The 14,114-nt window shown below is 58.7% G+C and carries 13 protein-coding genes and 1 pseudogene; 6 read left to right on the forward strand and 8 right to left on the reverse strand.

What is annotated here, in order from left to right; translation table 11 throughout:
• The first annotated feature begins 345 nt into the window (after nucleotides 1–345).
• Nucleotides 346–831, forward strand: coding sequence for a glycine zipper domain-containing protein (locus ORL50_RS26115; RefSeq protein WP_266019276.1), 486 nt, complete (start codon nucleotides 346–348; stop codon nucleotides 829–831).
• A 66-nt stretch (nucleotides 832–897) separates the two neighbouring features.
• On the opposite strand, the gene ORL50_RS26120 is transcribed toward ORL50_RS26115, so the two are convergent.
• The 3 genes from ORL50_RS26120 to ORL50_RS26130 all read right to left on the reverse strand — a co-directional run bounded on the left by ORL50_RS26120 (nucleotide 898) and on the right by ORL50_RS26130 (nucleotide 4,682).
• The gene (locus ORL50_RS26120) at nucleotides 898–1,317 is read right to left on the reverse strand and encodes an acyl-CoA thioesterase (protein ID WP_323055273.1); all 420 of its coding nucleotides are present in this window, start codon (nucleotides 1,315–1,317) and stop codon (nucleotides 898–900) included.
• A 90-nt stretch (nucleotides 1,318–1,407) separates the two neighbouring features.
• A complete protein-coding gene (locus tag ORL50_RS26125) occupies nucleotides 1,408–2,634 on the reverse strand; it encodes a 3-hydroxyacyl-CoA dehydrogenase (RefSeq protein WP_266019279.1) in 1,227 nt (408 codons plus the stop codon).
• Nucleotides 2,635–2,741: 107 nt separating this feature from the next.
• Complete coding sequence (locus ORL50_RS26130; RefSeq protein WP_266019280.1) at nucleotides 2,742–4,682, reverse strand: RecQ family ATP-dependent DNA helicase; 1,941 nt, start codon at nucleotides 4,680–4,682, stop codon at nucleotides 2,742–2,744.
• A 251-nt stretch (nucleotides 4,683–4,933) separates the two neighbouring features.
• On the opposite strand from ORL50_RS26130, the gene ORL50_RS26135 reads away from it, so the two are divergent.
• Both ORL50_RS26135 and ORL50_RS29205 read left to right on the forward strand, forming a co-directional pair.
• The gene (locus ORL50_RS26135; protein ID WP_266019282.1) at nucleotides 4,934–6,007 is read left to right on the forward strand and encodes a S8 family peptidase; all 1,074 of its coding nucleotides are present in this window, start codon (nucleotides 4,934–4,936) and stop codon (nucleotides 6,005–6,007) included.
• Nucleotides 6,008–6,027: 20 nt separating this feature from the next.
• Nucleotides 6,028–6,138, forward strand: a pseudogene (locus ORL50_RS29205) (EamA family transporter); the annotation flags it as partial.
• Nucleotides 6,139–6,199: 61 nt separating this feature from the next.
• On the opposite strand, the gene ORL50_RS26145 reads toward ORL50_RS29205, so the two are convergent.
• The 3 genes from ORL50_RS26145 to ORL50_RS26155 form a co-directional block, all read right to left on the reverse strand.
• Complete coding sequence (locus ORL50_RS26145; RefSeq protein ID WP_266019284.1) at nucleotides 6,200–7,741, reverse strand: phosphoenolpyruvate carboxykinase; 1,542 nt, start codon at nucleotides 7,739–7,741, stop codon at nucleotides 6,200–6,202.
• Between the two features lie 181 nt (nucleotides 7,742–7,922).
• Nucleotides 7,923–8,825 (reverse strand): Hsp33 family molecular chaperone HslO, encoded by a 903-nt coding sequence (hslO, locus tag ORL50_RS26150; RefSeq protein ID WP_266019286.1) that lies wholly within the window; start codon nucleotides 8,823–8,825, stop codon nucleotides 7,923–7,925.
• Between the two features lie 145 nt (nucleotides 8,826–8,970).
• Complete coding sequence (locus ORL50_RS26155; RefSeq protein ID WP_266019288.1) at nucleotides 8,971–9,378, reverse strand: RNA-binding S4 domain-containing protein; 408 nt, start codon at nucleotides 9,376–9,378, stop codon at nucleotides 8,971–8,973.
• 116 nt (nucleotides 9,379–9,494) lie between these two features.
• Between ORL50_RS26155 and rimA the strand changes: the two genes are divergently transcribed.
• From rimA to rimK, 3 genes are read left to right on the forward strand one after another with little or no spacing between them, the layout of a single operon-like run.
• Entirely contained in the window at nucleotides 9,495–10,274 is a 780-nt protein-coding gene (gene rimA / locus ORL50_RS26160; RefSeq protein ID WP_266019289.1) for a S6 modification regulatory phosphodiesterase RimA, read from the forward strand.
• A gap of 17 nt (nucleotides 10,275–10,291) precedes the next feature.
• The gene (gene rimB, locus ORL50_RS26165; RefSeq protein ID WP_045061319.1) at nucleotides 10,292–10,771 is read left to right on the forward strand and encodes a retropepsin-like aspartic endopeptidase RimB; all 480 of its coding nucleotides are present in this window, start codon (nucleotides 10,292–10,294) and stop codon (nucleotides 10,769–10,771) included.
• Nucleotides 10,768–11,673 (forward strand): 30S ribosomal protein S6--L-glutamate ligase, encoded by a 906-nt coding sequence (gene rimK / locus ORL50_RS26170; protein WP_045061318.1) that lies wholly within the window; start codon nucleotides 10,768–10,770, stop codon nucleotides 11,671–11,673. Before rimB ends, rimK begins: the two co-directional genes overlap by 4 nt.
• A 64-nt stretch (nucleotides 11,674–11,737) precedes the next feature.
• Here rimK and ORL50_RS26175 read toward each other — a convergent pair whose 3' ends face one another.
• Nucleotides 11,738–13,051 (reverse strand): ATP-binding protein, encoded by a 1,314-nt coding sequence (locus ORL50_RS26175; RefSeq protein WP_266019292.1) that lies wholly within the window; start codon nucleotides 13,049–13,051, stop codon nucleotides 11,738–11,740.
• A gap of 102 nt (nucleotides 13,052–13,153) precedes the next feature.
• Nucleotides 13,154–13,894 carry an osmolarity response regulator transcription factor OmpR gene (gene ompR, locus ORL50_RS26180; protein ID WP_045061316.1) on the reverse strand — a complete coding sequence of 247 codons (741 nt, stop codon included), beginning with the start codon at nucleotides 13,892–13,894 and terminating at the stop codon, nucleotides 13,154–13,156.
• Nucleotides 13,895–14,114 lie beyond the last annotated feature (220 nt).

Consider the following 14,114-nt stretch of genomic DNA (forward strand, 5'->3'; position numbering starts at 1 on the left):
TCGTCGACACGCCTGACGCCATCGCGGGCAAGCCTTGCTCCCACAGTTTCATGCGTTCAGACGATTTTTGCGCAATGCAGGGCCTTGTGGGAGCAAGGCTTGCCCGCGATGGCGTCAGAACGGCCAAGCCCATCTCGGACACTTTCCAATCACCCACAAAAAAGGCCGTTTCGGTGAAGAAACGGCCTGTCTTAAGTAGATAAAGACCAGCGAAAAAGCATTAAGTTCCGCCCAAAAAACAGTAACTTACGCAATTGTGTACAAGTCGTGTCACTCGTCGGATTTCGATTGTCACCACCACCTCCCAGCCTCAGGATCGCGCCGTCATCCCCTTGAGGTTCCTCTATGAAGTTCTCCTCGATTCTCTTGTTGTCCCTTGGCCTGGTCAGTGGCTTCGCTTCTGCCGGAGGCACCACCGAAGCAGGTGTGGGCGGCGCATTGGGCGGGGTTTTGGGCTCGGTCGTCGGTCAATCGTTAGGCGGCAATACAGGTTCAACCATTGGCGCGGCCCTTGGCGGCGCGGGTGGTAGTGCAGTCGGCGCAGACAAACGCAGCCGTGGCGAAGCGGCCATCGGTGGTGCGCTGGGCGCAGCCGGCGGTAACGTGGTCGGCCGCAGCATGGGCGGCACCACAGGCAGCCTGATCGGCTCCGCAGCTGGCGGTGGCGCCGGCGGCGCACTCGGCAACTACATGGGCAACAAAAGTGATGAGGACGATGATCGTCGCTCCCATCGCAGTGGCCGTGATGATCGTCGCTACTACCGCGATGGCCATCCAGGTCGTGGTCATGCCTACGGCCACCGCAAGCACAAACATCGCTATCGCGACTGAGGCAGCGCCTCGGTTACCGCTAGAACAAAAAAATCGCAGCCCTTGGGCTGCGATTTTTTTTGCCGGTCAAACCACCAACCGCTCAAGCGCCTCGCGCAACCCGCCAGGAATCGCCACCGGCTGATTCGACCCTCGATCCACAAACACATGCACGAAGCGCCCCGCCGCACAGGCCTCGTCTTCACCGGCCTTGAATACCGCCAGTTCGTATTGCACCGAACTGGTCCCCAGCTTGCCCACGCGAAGGCCGATTTCGATGCGGTCCGGGAAAGCAATCGAAGCAAAATAATCACAGGCTGAACTCACCACAAAACCCACTACCTCACCGTCATGGATATCCAGGCCGCCGACTTCGATCAGGTAGGTATTCACCGCCGTATCGAAGAAGCTGTAGTAAGTCACGTTGTTGACGTGACCGTAGGCATCGTTGTCATGCCAGCGGGTGGTGATGGGCTGGAAATGCGGGTAGTCGCAGCGCTGGTGCATCTGAGTAGATTCCTTGAATTTGAGTTGCATCGGCAATCCATTGTGGGAGCCAGCCTGCTGGCGATGACACCCGCAGGGGCACGGCAATAGTCACCTGTCAGCAAACCCCTTGCCGGTCGCCGCCAACTCCCCGATTAACCGAGCCGGATTCCAATGATCGCCTTGGCGGGTTTCCAATGCCAATAGCCGCTGATGAATATCCGCCAGCCCCTGCTGATCCGCCCAGGCCATCGGACCGCCCTTGTCCGCAGGGAAGCCGTAGCCGTTGAGGTAGACCAGGTCGATGTCACGGGCCGATTCGGCAATGCCTTCCTGGAGAATTTTCGCACCTTCATTCACCAGTGCCAGCAGGCAGCGCTCCAGGATCTCCTCAGGCGAGATCTCCCGGCGTTGAAAGCCCAATCCTTCGCTGACCTCCAGCACCAGCGCATCGACCTCTACGTCGTGCTCAGCCTGACGACTGCCCGCTTCATAGTGATAGTAACCATTGCCGCTCTTCTGGCCGAAGCGACCCAATTCACACAAGCGGTTATCGACCTGTACCTCCGGCGCATCCTGGCCAACGCCGGCCAGCTCCCTGGCGCGCCACCCCAGATCGACGCCCACTACGTCGTACATGCGGAAGGGCCCCATGGCAAAACCAAAACCTTGCAGCGCCGCATCGACCTGATAGGGATATGCGCCTTCCAGCAACATCTTGCGTGCTTCAAGCACGTAGGTATTGAGCATGCGATTACCGATGAAACCCTCGCAGTTGCCTGAAACTACGCTGACCTTGCCCATGCGTTGACCCAGCGCCAGCGCAGCTTCCAGAACCGCCGGTGCGGTGTGCGCGCCGCGGACGATTTCGAGCAACTTCATGATGTGCGCCGGGCTGAAGAAATGCAGGCCCAGTACCTGCTCGGGGCGGCCAGTGACCGCAGCGATGGCGTCGATATCCAGCGCTGAAGTGTTACTTGCCAGAATCGCTTCCGGCTTGAGCAGAGCGTCCAGCTCGCGGAAGATCTTCTGCTTGAGTTCGAGGTTCTCGTATACCGCTTCAATCACCAGATCCACATCCGCGATGGCCGCATAATCGGCAGCCGTCGTCACCCGCGCAACGCGCGCATCCGCTTCAGCCTGATCGATACGGCCCTGGCGAACATTGTGCGCGCAGGTGTCAGCCACGCTGGCCAGGGCTTGCTCGAGCATCTGCGGATTATTATCCACCCACTGCACTGGCACCCCGGCGTTCGCCAGGCACATCACAATGCCCCGGCCCATGGTGCCCGCGCCAATTACGGCGGCGCGCTGAATGTTGAACGGTGTCTGGCTCATGGTTGTTCTCTTGTTGGCGATCCAAAGACAGCCCTCACCATAGTCAGCCATCGATCATTTTTGAAATTTATTCCTGTGATGGGGGACATTCAGCAGATGGATGCGCTTCAGCCAGCCGTTGGGAGGTGAGTTTCGACCCACCCGCGCACTTCGCCATACGGATACGCCTCCAGCACCGCGTACCCGGTAATGCCCCGCGCCTTGAGCTTGGTAAACAACGGCACGCTGATTCCGCACAGGAAACGTGTCACCCGCTCGGTGGTAGGAATGCTGCCGGTGTGTTGCTCGTGCTTGTGGATAAAATCACCGCACAACGCCGCGAAATTTTTATCCACCAGCGCCGGCAACGCTGGAGGCGCTGGCAGTCGCGTGACCTGCCCGTGACACACTGAACAATGGCCGCACTGCCGTGGGGCGTTTTCATCCCCGAAGTACTCGGCCAACCGAAAACCCAGGCAGCGGTCGGTGGCAAACAAGTCCAGCATCGCGTGAATCCGCGCGACCTCGGTTTGCTCATGCCGGGTGAAATACGAATGCAGCTCCGTGGCGAGTGCCTGGCTATCGAAGCCCGCGTCCAGGACGCTGTATACCTCGGTCATCTGCTTGCTTTCGAGCTCGATCCAGCCCTTCTCCTGGAAATAATCCAGTGCCTTGACCACACGATTACGCTCGGCCTGATACTGCTGGTAAAGCGCGTCAAAATTTACCGTAGCCCAGGATCGCGCACGTGAAGAGGTCTGAATGATCGCCGCCACGAAATCCCTGCGCTCGCCTTCGAAATGAGCCAGCAACTCTTCGGGCTCCTGCAAATACTTGAACCGATACTCGGCGTAGTAGGCGTAGCGCGGAGCGATGATCCGGCGCAGCTCCAGCTGCACCAGCAAAGTCTTGAGCGGCAGTTGCCGGATGTTGCTCTGGTCCGCCAGCGGGCCTAGCAGAAACTCCCATTGCCCATCGGGCGCGCAAAGTTTCAACTCATCCAGCACATGGCGGATTCCATCCAGCTCCGGAGTGTCGCCGTAGACGAAGTTTTCCAGCACGTTGAGGCTGTCGCGATTGGCCAGTACCAGACAGTCCGAGGGTTGCCCGTCGCGCCCAGCCCGGCCGATCTCCTGACTGTAGTTCTCGATCGATTTGGGCAGGTCGAAATGCACCACGTTGCGAATGTCGCTCTTGTCGATACCCATCCCAAACGCGATGGTGGCGACGATGCAATTGGATTGCCCGCCCATGAAACGCTTCTGGATTCCTTCGCGCTTATCGTGGGCCAATCCCGCATGATAAGCCTCGGCCTGAATGCCGTTACGACCCAGGTGTTCGGCGATGTGCTCGGCAGTTTTCTGCAGGGTGACGTAGACAATGCTCGGTTGGCCCGGACGCTGGCTCATCCACTCCACCAAGCGCCGTCGCTTGTCCTGCCCAGGCACCGGCTCCACGAGCAAATTGAGATTGGGCCGGTAGAAACCTGTAGTCACCACATCCCCTGGCGCGATGGCGAACTTGGCCTGCATATCCGCGATCACCTTAGGTGTTGCAGTCGCGGTCAGCAGCAGTGCCTGGGGGATATTGAACTGGCGTTGGTAGTCCGGAAGCTTGAGGTAATCGGGGCGAAAATTATGCCCCCACTCGGAAATACAGTGCGCTTCGTCCACTACCAGCAGCGAGATCGGCACTTGCTGGAGGAAGTTGCGAAAACGCTCGTTCTTCAGCCGTTCCACGGAAACCATCAGGATCTTCAGCTCACCTGATTTTGCCCGAGCCATCACATCGGCAGCGGCGTCGCGGCTTTGCGCCGAGTCGATACTGCCTGCCGAGATCCCGTGACGCTGCAGGAAAGCCAGCTGGTCCTGCATCAGTGCCAGCAATGGCGAGACCACCAGCGTCACATGCGGCAGCAATGTGGCCGGGAGCTGGTAGCACAACGACTTGCCCGATCCCGTAGGGAAAATCGCCGCCGCCGAGCGCCCGGCCAGCACTGCACTAATCGCAGCCTCCTGGCCTGGACGAAATTGTGGATAACCGAAAACCTGTTCCAGGGCGTTGTGCATAAGCTGTCACTCCGTTGACCGCTGGCGAAGCCCAAAGCCTAGCTGGCGATCGCCGCGAGTCGAGAAAAGGTCGGGGGTAAAAAGATACGGGATGATACCGCGTCCATCCCGTAATCCTCGGCCATAGCCTGAAACAAACAGAGCACTTTGCCCTCATTGCTGCTCGCGCATTCACCGGTAAGGTTGTTGTTCTCTCGCGAATCATCAGGGCAAGTCGTCCGTTGCGCGCGGTCACTTTTCAAGGAACGAACATGCTTCAACCACCCATGCCTTTATCTCTCTGCACGCTTGCACTGACGTTGCTGCTAAGCGGCTGCCTGACAGCACCCAAGCAACCCCCGATTGACCCCTCGCCATTTGAAACACTGGAATACCAGGGCCAAAAGGGGCTTGCAGTCATTCACGCCTCCAGTCTGTATGCTCGTGGCGGCACCGGCCAGGGCGTAGCTGTCGCACTGGTCGACTCAGGCCTGAATAGCGACCTGCCGGAGTTTCAGGGGAGAGTGGCTAACCCCGGTTTCGATTTTGTGGACAACAAGATTGGCACTACAGATCGAGTCGGTCATGGCACCCAGATGGCCGGTATCCTGGCGGCCAACAAAAATGGCGTGGGCATGCATGGGGTAGCATTCTCTGCACAACTGATTCCCTTTCGTTTCGGGGACGACAATGAGCCATTTTTCTTCGACACCGAAATCTCCAAATCCTGGCAAAGTGGCTTCGACAAAGGTGCACGTATCCTGAACAACTCCTGGGCCAACGCCATCCCGGCCACGGAACTTACCGAGGCTCGCTACAACCAGGTCATGCCCGAGTCGCTGGCAACCGCCCGCAAGCTGGTGCAGGAAGGTGCGGTATTTGTCTTCCCGACCGGCAACGAACTGAAACGTGAACCCCTCGCTGAACCTGGGTTACCGCTGGCTCTGCCAGAACTGGAGAAAGGCTGGATAGCCGTAGTTGCTTTGAAAAATGACGGCAGCGTTATCAATGCCAAATCCAACTATTGCGGCGTGGCCGCTGCCTGGTGCATTGCTGTGCCAGGTGGAGACTCTGGTGCAGAGCAAGGCCTGCTGACCACCGGCAAGGACGGCACCTACGTACAAACCGCAGGCACTTCTCCGGCTGCCGCAATGGTCAGCGGTGCCCTCGCAGCACTGCAGAGCCGCTACCCTGAGCTCACTGCGCAACAAGTACGCGAGCGCCTACTGGCATCGGCGAACCGGAGTGGCATCTACGCCAACACCGAGGCGTATGGCAGGGGCTTGATGGATCTTGAGGCGGCATCCCGTCAGGAGCCGCAGACCGGACGAGAAGTGACCTTCTAAAATTTGCCGCCATTAGTGTTTTGGCCGCCATTCTGGGGTATGTATTCTTCAAGGAGCGCTTGGCGAAGATCCAAGTGCTCGGCGTGGTTCTGGTGCTGCTCGCAGCGTTTGTCCTGCACCTCAAGACCTGAAGCTCACGCGCATAAAAAAGCCGCCCCGGAGGGCGGCTTTTTCGTTACATCAGACCAGCCGTTACAGCTTTGGACCAGCAGCCTTGATGGCATCGCTCACGTCGAACTTCTTGAAGTTCTCGACGAACAGACCAGCCAGTGCTTTGGCCGACTCATCGTAGGCAGCCTTGTCAGCCCAGGTATTACGTGGGTTCAACAGGCCAGTCTCAACGCCCGGCACAGCCAATGGCACGTCGAGGTTGATGGTGTCGAGGTGTTCGGTTTCAGCACCGATCAACGCGCCGCTCTGGATCGCTGCAATGACCGCACGAGTGGTCGGGATGTTGAAGCGTTTGCCAACGCCGTAGCCGCCGCCGGTCCAGCCGGTGTTGACCAGGTAGACCTTGGAGCCGAAGCCACGGATGCGCTTGATCAGCAGCTCAGCGTATTCACCGGCCGGCCGCGGGAAGAACGGAGCGCCGAAGCAGGTGGAGAAAGTCGACTTGATGCCGCTGCCGGAACCCATTTCAGTCGAGCCCACCAGAGCGGTGTAGCCGGACAGGAAGTGGTAGGCCGCTTGTTCTTCGCTGAGGATCGACACTGGCGGCAGTACGCCGGTCAGGTCGCAGGTCAGGAAGATCACCGCGTTTGGCTCGCCACCAAGGTTCTTCTCGGAACGCTTGGCAACGTGCTCCAGCGGGTAGGCCGCGCGGCTGTTCTGGGTCAGGCTGACATCAGCATAGTCAGCGTGCTTGGCGTCATCGATGACGACGTTTTCCAGAACTGCACCGTGCTGGATGGCTTTCCAGATGACGGGCTCGTTCTTCTCGGACAGGTCGATGCACTTGGCGTAGCAGCCGCCTTCGATGTTGAAGACAACGCCTTCGCCCCAGCCGTGCTCGTCGTCACCGATCAGGTAACGGCTTTCGTCGGCGGACAAGGTGGTTTTACCAGTGCCGGACAGACCGAAGAACAGGGTCACGTCGCCTGCTTCACCAATGTTGGCAGCGCAGTGCATTGGCAGCACGTCAGCGGCCGGCAGCAGGAAGTTCTGCACCGAGAACATGGCTTTCTTCATTTCACCGGCGTAGCGCATGCCAGCGATCAAGACCTTCTTCTGGGCGAAGTTGAGAATTACGCAGCCGTCGGAGTTGGTGCCATCACGCTCTGGAACGCACTCGAAGTTGGCCACGTTCAGAACTTGCCACTCTTCACGACCTGCCGGGTTGTACTGAGCAGGATTGATGAACAGGCAACGACCGAACAGGTTCTGCCAGGCGGTCTGGGTAGTCATCTTGACGGCCAGGTAGTGGTCGCTGGACGCACCTACATGCACATGGGAAACAAAATGCTCTTGCGCGTTGTTGAACGCCTCGACGCGGTCCCACAGGGCATCGAACTTGTCGGCCGGGAACTTGCGGTTGATAGGGCCCCAGGCGATGGCGTCCTGGGTGGTTGGCTCTTCAACGATGAAGCGATCGACTGGCGAGCGACCGGTACGGTGACCGGTGTGAACAACCAGCGCGCCGGTATCGGCAAGCTCGCCTTCACCGCGATTCAGGGCTTCTTTTACCAGATCATCAACACTCAGATCGGTGTACACGGCGTTATTGGCTTGCGTCATGAGGTTCCCCGTCGGCCAGTGGCCGAGTGTGCTCCAAACGTTTTGTAGTAGAAAGTCGTGCACTACTACCGCGAAAAAAGTGGGCCGGATTATGCCAGAAAAGCCCAAAAATAGTAGGGCCCTCCCGTCGTAACGGCGTTATTCCGGCACTTACCAGTGAATTTACCTGCGCTGAACCGTTTTAGTGACGGGTATCTGACGGGGTATCGACACCGGCTCCAGCGAACAATTGAGTGATATCGGCAGCATCAAACAGGTAACGCTGGTTACAAAACTGGCAGTCGATCTCGATGTTGCCACCGTGTTCGACGACCAGTTCCTGAGCATCTTCCAGACCCAGACTGACCAGCGCATTGGCCGAACGTTCGCGCGAACAGCTGCAACGGAAGCGCAGGCGCTGGACATCGAACAGGCGCACCTGCTCCTCGTGGTACAGGCGATGAAGCACGGTTTCGTTGTCCAGGCTGAGCAGCTCATCGGCAGTCAGCGTGCTACCGAGGGCAGTGATGTGCTGCCAGCTGGCGGCGCGTTCTTCCTCATCTTTCAGGCGATCAGCCGGCAGTTGCTGCAGCAGCAGACCACGGGCACGGCGGCCGTCGGCGTACAGCCAGAAGCGCGTGCCGACCTGTTGGGACATGACGAAATAGTTGGTGAAGCACTCCGACAGGGTTTCGCCATCGAGGTCGACAATGCCCTGGTAGCGCTGGCCTTGGGTCGGATCGACAGTCAGCGCGAGGACGCCGTTGGGCATCAGGTCGGCGAGCGTCGCATCAGGCGCGATGCGATCGGCTTCGTAACGAGCCAGGCCGCGGATTTCCCGCTCGCTGGAGCACTCGATCATCAGAAGCGGAATCGGACCATCGGAACGGGCCTGGAGGATCAACAGGCCATCGAATTTAAGGGTGCCCACCAGCAACGACGCCGCAGCCATCAACTCGCCGAGCAATTGCGCGACCGGTTCCGGATACGCATGTTTAGCCAGGACTTCGGCGTAGCTGAGCTCCAACGAAACCAGTTCGCCGCGGGTATCGCTGTCATCGAAGATGAAGCGTTGGGTGTAGTCGGTATCCGTTAGATCGGTCATAAGTCTGGGTATCTGAATTAATGTCAAAAGATTTCAAAGATTAAGTTGCACAGCCTTCGCGCAAGCAAAGTGTATTCGACGAGCGGTTCCCCCGGCGATTACCCGATATGGCTGCGCGCCTGCCTGATTACAAGTCTGCGCTGCTTCACTCGTCGTTGCTGCTACCACGGAATTTAAACAGATCGCGTCGCTGTTTTTTGCTCGGCTTGCCGTCGGTGGTCATGCCCAGCGAACCCGCCTTGCGCATTTCGGCGGCGGCTTCGCGCTTGGCGATGCTGGCTTCGGTCTCGGCATATAGCGCCTGCGCCTCGGGAGCACCACGACGCACAATCGACAGAGCCTGAACTATCACCGTCCGCTCTTCGAACCCCTGGCGAATCTGAAATTCATCGCCAATGCGCGGCTCCTTGCCGGGTTTGCAGCGCTCACCGCGACAATGCACCTTGCCACTTTCGATCGCCGTCTTGGCCAAGGCACGTGTTTTGTAGAAGCGCGCAGCCCACAGCCATTTATCGAGACGGACCTTGTCGTCCTCTTCCTTTTTTTGTGTCACTGGAATTCCTCTTTTAACCCATAGTCGGAACTGTACTACCGTTTCTGTCGGGCGCAACAAACTGGCCCTCCAGATAGAATGTGATCCTGGTCGGCTCATCGCAGTGGAGTGTTCGAGTGACAATATTTCCGTCTTCATTGACTTCATCCAGTGGCGGTTGCCAGGGATGCCAGCAAAGCGAACCTCTGGGCTTTGATTTTGCTTTTGCCTATCAACCCATAGTCGACCTGCGAGACCGCTCGGTCTTTGCGCACGAAGCGCTGGTGCGCGGCACAGCCGGTGAAGGCGCGATGTCGGTGCTCGACCAGGTGACCGAAGCCAATCGCTACCGATTTGACCAGCTCTGCCGAACCCGGGCGATCGAGGGAGCAGCGCAACTGGGCATGCAAACCAATCTGTCGATCAATTTCATGCCCAATGCCGTTTACCGTCCGGAGCTGTGCATTCGCAGCACGCTGGAGGCTGCAAAAAAGCACAATTTTCCTATTAACCGCCTCATTTTCGAGACCCTGGAAAGCCAGCACGTAGATAACTATCGCCATTTGACCAATATTCTGCGTGAATACCGCGAATTCGGCTTCAAGACCGCCATCGATGATTTCGGTGCGGGGTACTCGGGGCTCAATCTGCTCGCTGACTTCCAACCAGACCTGATCAAACTCGACATGGCACTGATCCGTGATGTCGATCGCGATCGTGTTCGTCAGGCTATCGTGCGAGGGGTTGTCACAATCTGTGCGGATCTGGACGTTACAGTCATCGCCGAAGGCATCGAAAGCGCTGGGGAACGGGATTTCCTGGCGGACTGTGGAATTTTTCTGATGCAGGGCTACTGGTTCGCCAAGCCTGCATTCAAAGCGTTGGCCCAAGTGCCGGAAGGTACCTGGACGCGTTAATCGCCGGTTTATACCTATTGAAGACATTTGACCATTTGACCGTTGTCGGTCTGCGCGAGTGGGTGGCGCTTCCGGATTTGGGAGTGGCGGGCCTGCGGGCAAAAATCGACACCGGTGCCAGCACCTCAAGCCTGCATGCCACCGACATCGAGCCGTTTGAGCGCGATGGCGAAAAGTGGGTGCGTTTTACTGCGCATCTGGGCACGGTAGTGCAGCTGCGTCACCGACGTTGCGAAGCGCCGCTGGTGACGATGAAAACCATCAAGAGCTCCAATGGCCACGCGCAGAAGCGCTATGTGGTCAGCACCACCCTGGCCCTCGGTGATCGGGTCTGGCGGGTCGAGTTCACCCTTGCCTGCCGTAAATCCATGCGATATCGCCTGCTACTCGGCTCCAAAGCCCTTATCGACGGCCAATTGGTGGTCAATCCGGGCATCAAATACGTACAAGACAAGCCGGTGTTCCCGGTATCTACCCTTTCCACAGGTGTTGCATGAAGATCGCTGTGCTGTCGCGGAACCCGCGTCTGTATTCCACTCGTCGTCTGGTCGAAGCCGGAACCGAGCGTGGCCACGAAATGGTCGTGGTCGACACCCTGCGCGCCTACATGAACATCGCCAGCCACAAGCCGCAGATTCATTATCGAGGCCGGCCTCTGGAAGGTTTCGATGCGGTCATCCCGCGTATCGGGGCATCGGTGACGTTTTACGGCTGCGCAGTCCTGCGTCAGTTCGAGATGATGGGAGTATTTCCACTCAACGAATCGGTGGCCATTGCGCGCTCGCGGGACAAACTGCGTTCGCTGCAGCTGCTCTCGCGCCGGGGCATCGGCTTGCCGGTCACCGGGTTTGCGCACTCCCCGGACGACATTCCCGACTTGATCGAAATGGTCAACGGCGCCCCTCTTGTCATCAAGGTACTGGAAGGTACCCAGGGCATCGGCGTAGTGCTGTGTGAGACCGCGACTGCGGCGGAATCGGTGATCGAGGCGTTCATGGGCCTCAAGCAGAACATCATGGTCCAGGAGTACATCAAGGAAGCCGGGGGTGCAGACATTCGCTGCTTCGTGGTGGGTGACAAGGTCATTGCCGCGATGAAACGCCAGGCCAAACCCGGCGAGTTCCGCTCCAACCTGCACCGGGGCGGCAGTGCAAGCCTGATCAAGATCACCCCGGAAGAACGCATGACGGCCTTGCGTGCAGCCAAGGTGATGGGGCTGGCCGTGGCAGGCGTGGATATCCTGCGTTCCAATCACGGGCCGCTGGTGATGGAGGTCAATTCGTCGCCGGGGCTGGAAGGGATCGAGACCACCACCGGGAAGAACGTGGCGGGGATCATCATTGAGCATCTGGAGAAAAATGGCGGGCCGAACATGACGCGCACCAAAGGAAAAGGCTAAAGCGCGTAGATCAAAAGATCGTCCGAAGGCTCGGGCCGCGTTCGGACGATCTTTTTTTCAGCCGTTAAACCGCATCGCGCGGCAACATCAACCCCAACGGCAAGCGCACTCGCGCTTCCAGCCCGCCACCATCACGGTTGCGCAGCTCGACATTGCCACCATGCATCGAAGCAATCCGCTTGACGATCGCCAGGCCCAATCCGGTTCCCTTGCCGCCCCGGGCACGATCACCGCGAGTGAACGGATTGAAGATCGCCTCCAGCTCCGCCGGATCGATCCCTGCCCCACGGTCCATCACGCTCAGCACCACATAAGGCGCGCTGGTATCTCCGGAAACGTAAGCCGCGACCTCCACTCCGCTGCCTGCGTGATGCAACGCATTGCCAATCAGGTTGTTCAACAGTCGTTTCATCGATACGCGACGTAACGGGAATGGCTGGATCGGCTCCAGGCGCAAACGCACTTTTTCTTCATTCTGGTTATACGGAGCAGCGACTTCGGTCACCAGATCGATCAGGTCGACTTCTTCCACGGATTCATCGCGACCATCGCGGATGAATGCCAGGAACTGGTCGAGAATTGCATCCATGTCCTCGATGTCACGCACCATATCGTCCGTCAGATCGCTGTGGTCGCCCATCAGCTCCAGGGACAGGCGCAATCGGGTCAGCGGTGTTCGCAGGTCATGGGATACCCCGGCCAGCATCAGCTCACGCTCGCGGCCGGCTTGCTCCACGTCCTCGGCCATCTGGTTGAAGGCGCGGTACACCTCGGTCATTTCGCTCGGCGTGTCGCTGATTGGCAGGCGCACGCTGCGCCCTTGGCCGAGCTGCCGGGCCGCGTAGACCAGGCGTTTCAACGGTTGGTTGAGCTGACTGACGAAAATCCATGCCGAAGCGGTGGATAACAACCCGATGGCGAGGAACCAGCCCAGCACATTCCAGATTTTCTGGCCGCGCAGCGGATGCGGATAGAGCGGCACCTTCAGCCAGCCGTCACCCAGGCTCGGGGCCCGAACCCAGAGGGCTGGAGGCGAATGCATGCGCAGCCGAACCTCGGTATCCGCGCCCAGCTCTGCCCGCATTTGCCGCTGATAGATTGCGCTGTAGGGCCAGTGCTGCTCACCCTCCGGCACACCGGTACCTACGACTCGAATCAGCGTTGCGGCTTCGGCGATTTTGTCACGATTGTTTTCGTCGGCCGCCCAATAGGCGCGCAGCGTCAAGGCGACGCCGTGGCTGTACTGGCGATCCACAAGCACGTCTTCGTTCATCAACAGATAAACGAGGGTCAATGCCTTGGAAAACAGCACGACGATCAGCACCAGCCACAGGGTGCGAGAGAAGAAACTTTGGGGGAACCACACGGGCGTTTTCATGGATAACCGCTAAACACTTACAGAGCGAGCGATGCTCGCATATTGCGGTTCGCGAGTCTGCGGACAACCTCGTCCGCATGACCCGCTCCTACAAATCGCCAATCACTTGGTAGCTGCGCCATCGGGCACGAATACGTAACCCACGCCCCATACCGTCTGGATGTAACGGGGTTTGGATGGATCAGGCTCAATCATCCGGCGCAGACGGGAAATCTGCACATCGATGGAGCGCTCGAGAGCGTCCCACTCACGACCCCGCGCCAGGTTCATCAGCTTGTCGCGAGTCAATGGCTGACGCGCGTTCATTACCAAGGCCTTGAGTACGGCGAACTCACCGGTGGTGAGCATGTGCACTTCTTCGCCGCGCTTGAGCTCGCGGGTGGCCAGCGACAGTTCGTAGTCACCGAACGTCACGCTCTCATCTTCGCTGCCCGGAGCGCCGGGTACTGGAGTCGACTGACGACGCAACACGGCCTTGACCCGTGCCATCAGCTCATCCGGATTGAACGGTTTGGCCAGGTAATCGTCGGCGCCCAGCTCCAGACCCTTGATCCGGCTCAGCTCGTCGCCCTTGGCGGTCAGCATGATGATCGGAATCTGATTGTTCGCGGTACGCAGTCGTCGGCAGGCGGTCAGGCCGTCTTCGCCTGGCAGCATCAGGTCGAGAACGACCAGGTTGAACACCTCACGCGCCAGCAGGCGGTCCATTTGTTCAGTGTTCGGTACCGTGCGGGCACGGTAGCCCTTGCTGACGAAAAAGCGCTCCAGCAGGCTGCTCAGCCCCGGATCGTCATCAACAATAAGAATTTTTTCGCCTTCAGCAATGTTTGCAGTGCTGCTCATTAGATGCTCCTTTTAGCTCGGCGCGCATTATGGCGTAGCTGCCGTTATACGCACCGTGTGCATTGTTAGCAGATTTTTCCTCGACCGCCAGTAAACCGGGGTGGGTGCCTGGAGCCTGCGATGTCCCCGAATGACCGATCGCTGGTTATAATGCGCGGCCTTTTGTGTCAGGCAACGTCTGATCGTTTACAGCAGCAGCCATTTTTTATTTTCATGGCGC

Origin of the sequence: Pseudomonas sp. RIT-562, from assembly GCF_026241895.1 — a bacterium.
GTDB lineage: Bacteria > Pseudomonadota > Gammaproteobacteria > Pseudomonadales > Pseudomonadaceae > Aquipseudomonas > Aquipseudomonas mandelii_F.

Excerpts from the sequence above, each read along its gene's own strand:
- ORL50_RS26115 (WP_266019276.1), top strand. The coding sequence starts at position 346 with ATGAAGTTCTCCTCGATTCTCTTGTTGTCCCTTGGCCTGGTCAGTGGC.
- ORL50_RS26120 (WP_323055273.1), bottom strand. The coding sequence starts at position 1,317 with ATGCACCAGCGCTGCGACTACCCGCATTTCCAGCCCATCACCACCCGC.
- ORL50_RS26125 (WP_266019279.1), bottom strand. The coding sequence starts at position 2,634 with ATGAGCCAGACACCGTTCAACATTCAGCGCGCCGCCGTAATTGGCGCG.
- ORL50_RS26130 (WP_266019280.1), bottom strand. The coding sequence starts at position 4,682 with ATGCACAACGCCCTGGAACAGGTTTTCGGTTATCCACAATTTCGTCCA.
- ORL50_RS26135 (WP_266019282.1), top strand. The coding sequence starts at position 4,934 with ATGCTTCAACCACCCATGCCTTTATCTCTCTGCACGCTTGCACTGACG.
- ORL50_RS26145 (WP_266019284.1), bottom strand. The coding sequence starts at position 7,741 with ATGACGCAAGCCAATAACGCCGTGTACACCGATCTGAGTGTTGATGAT.
- hslO (WP_266019286.1), bottom strand. The coding sequence starts at position 8,825 with ATGACCGATCTAACGGATACCGACTACACCCAACGCTTCATCTTCGAT.
- rimK (WP_045061318.1), top strand. The coding sequence starts at position 10,768 with ATGAAGATCGCTGTGCTGTCGCGGAACCCGCGTCTGTATTCCACTCGT.
- ORL50_RS26175 (WP_266019292.1), bottom strand. The coding sequence starts at position 13,051 with ATGAAAACGCCCGTGTGGTTCCCCCAAAGTTTCTTCTCTCGCACCCTG.
- ompR (WP_045061316.1), bottom strand. The coding sequence starts at position 13,894 with ATGAGCAGCACTGCAAACATTGCTGAAGGCGAAAAAATTCTTATTGTT.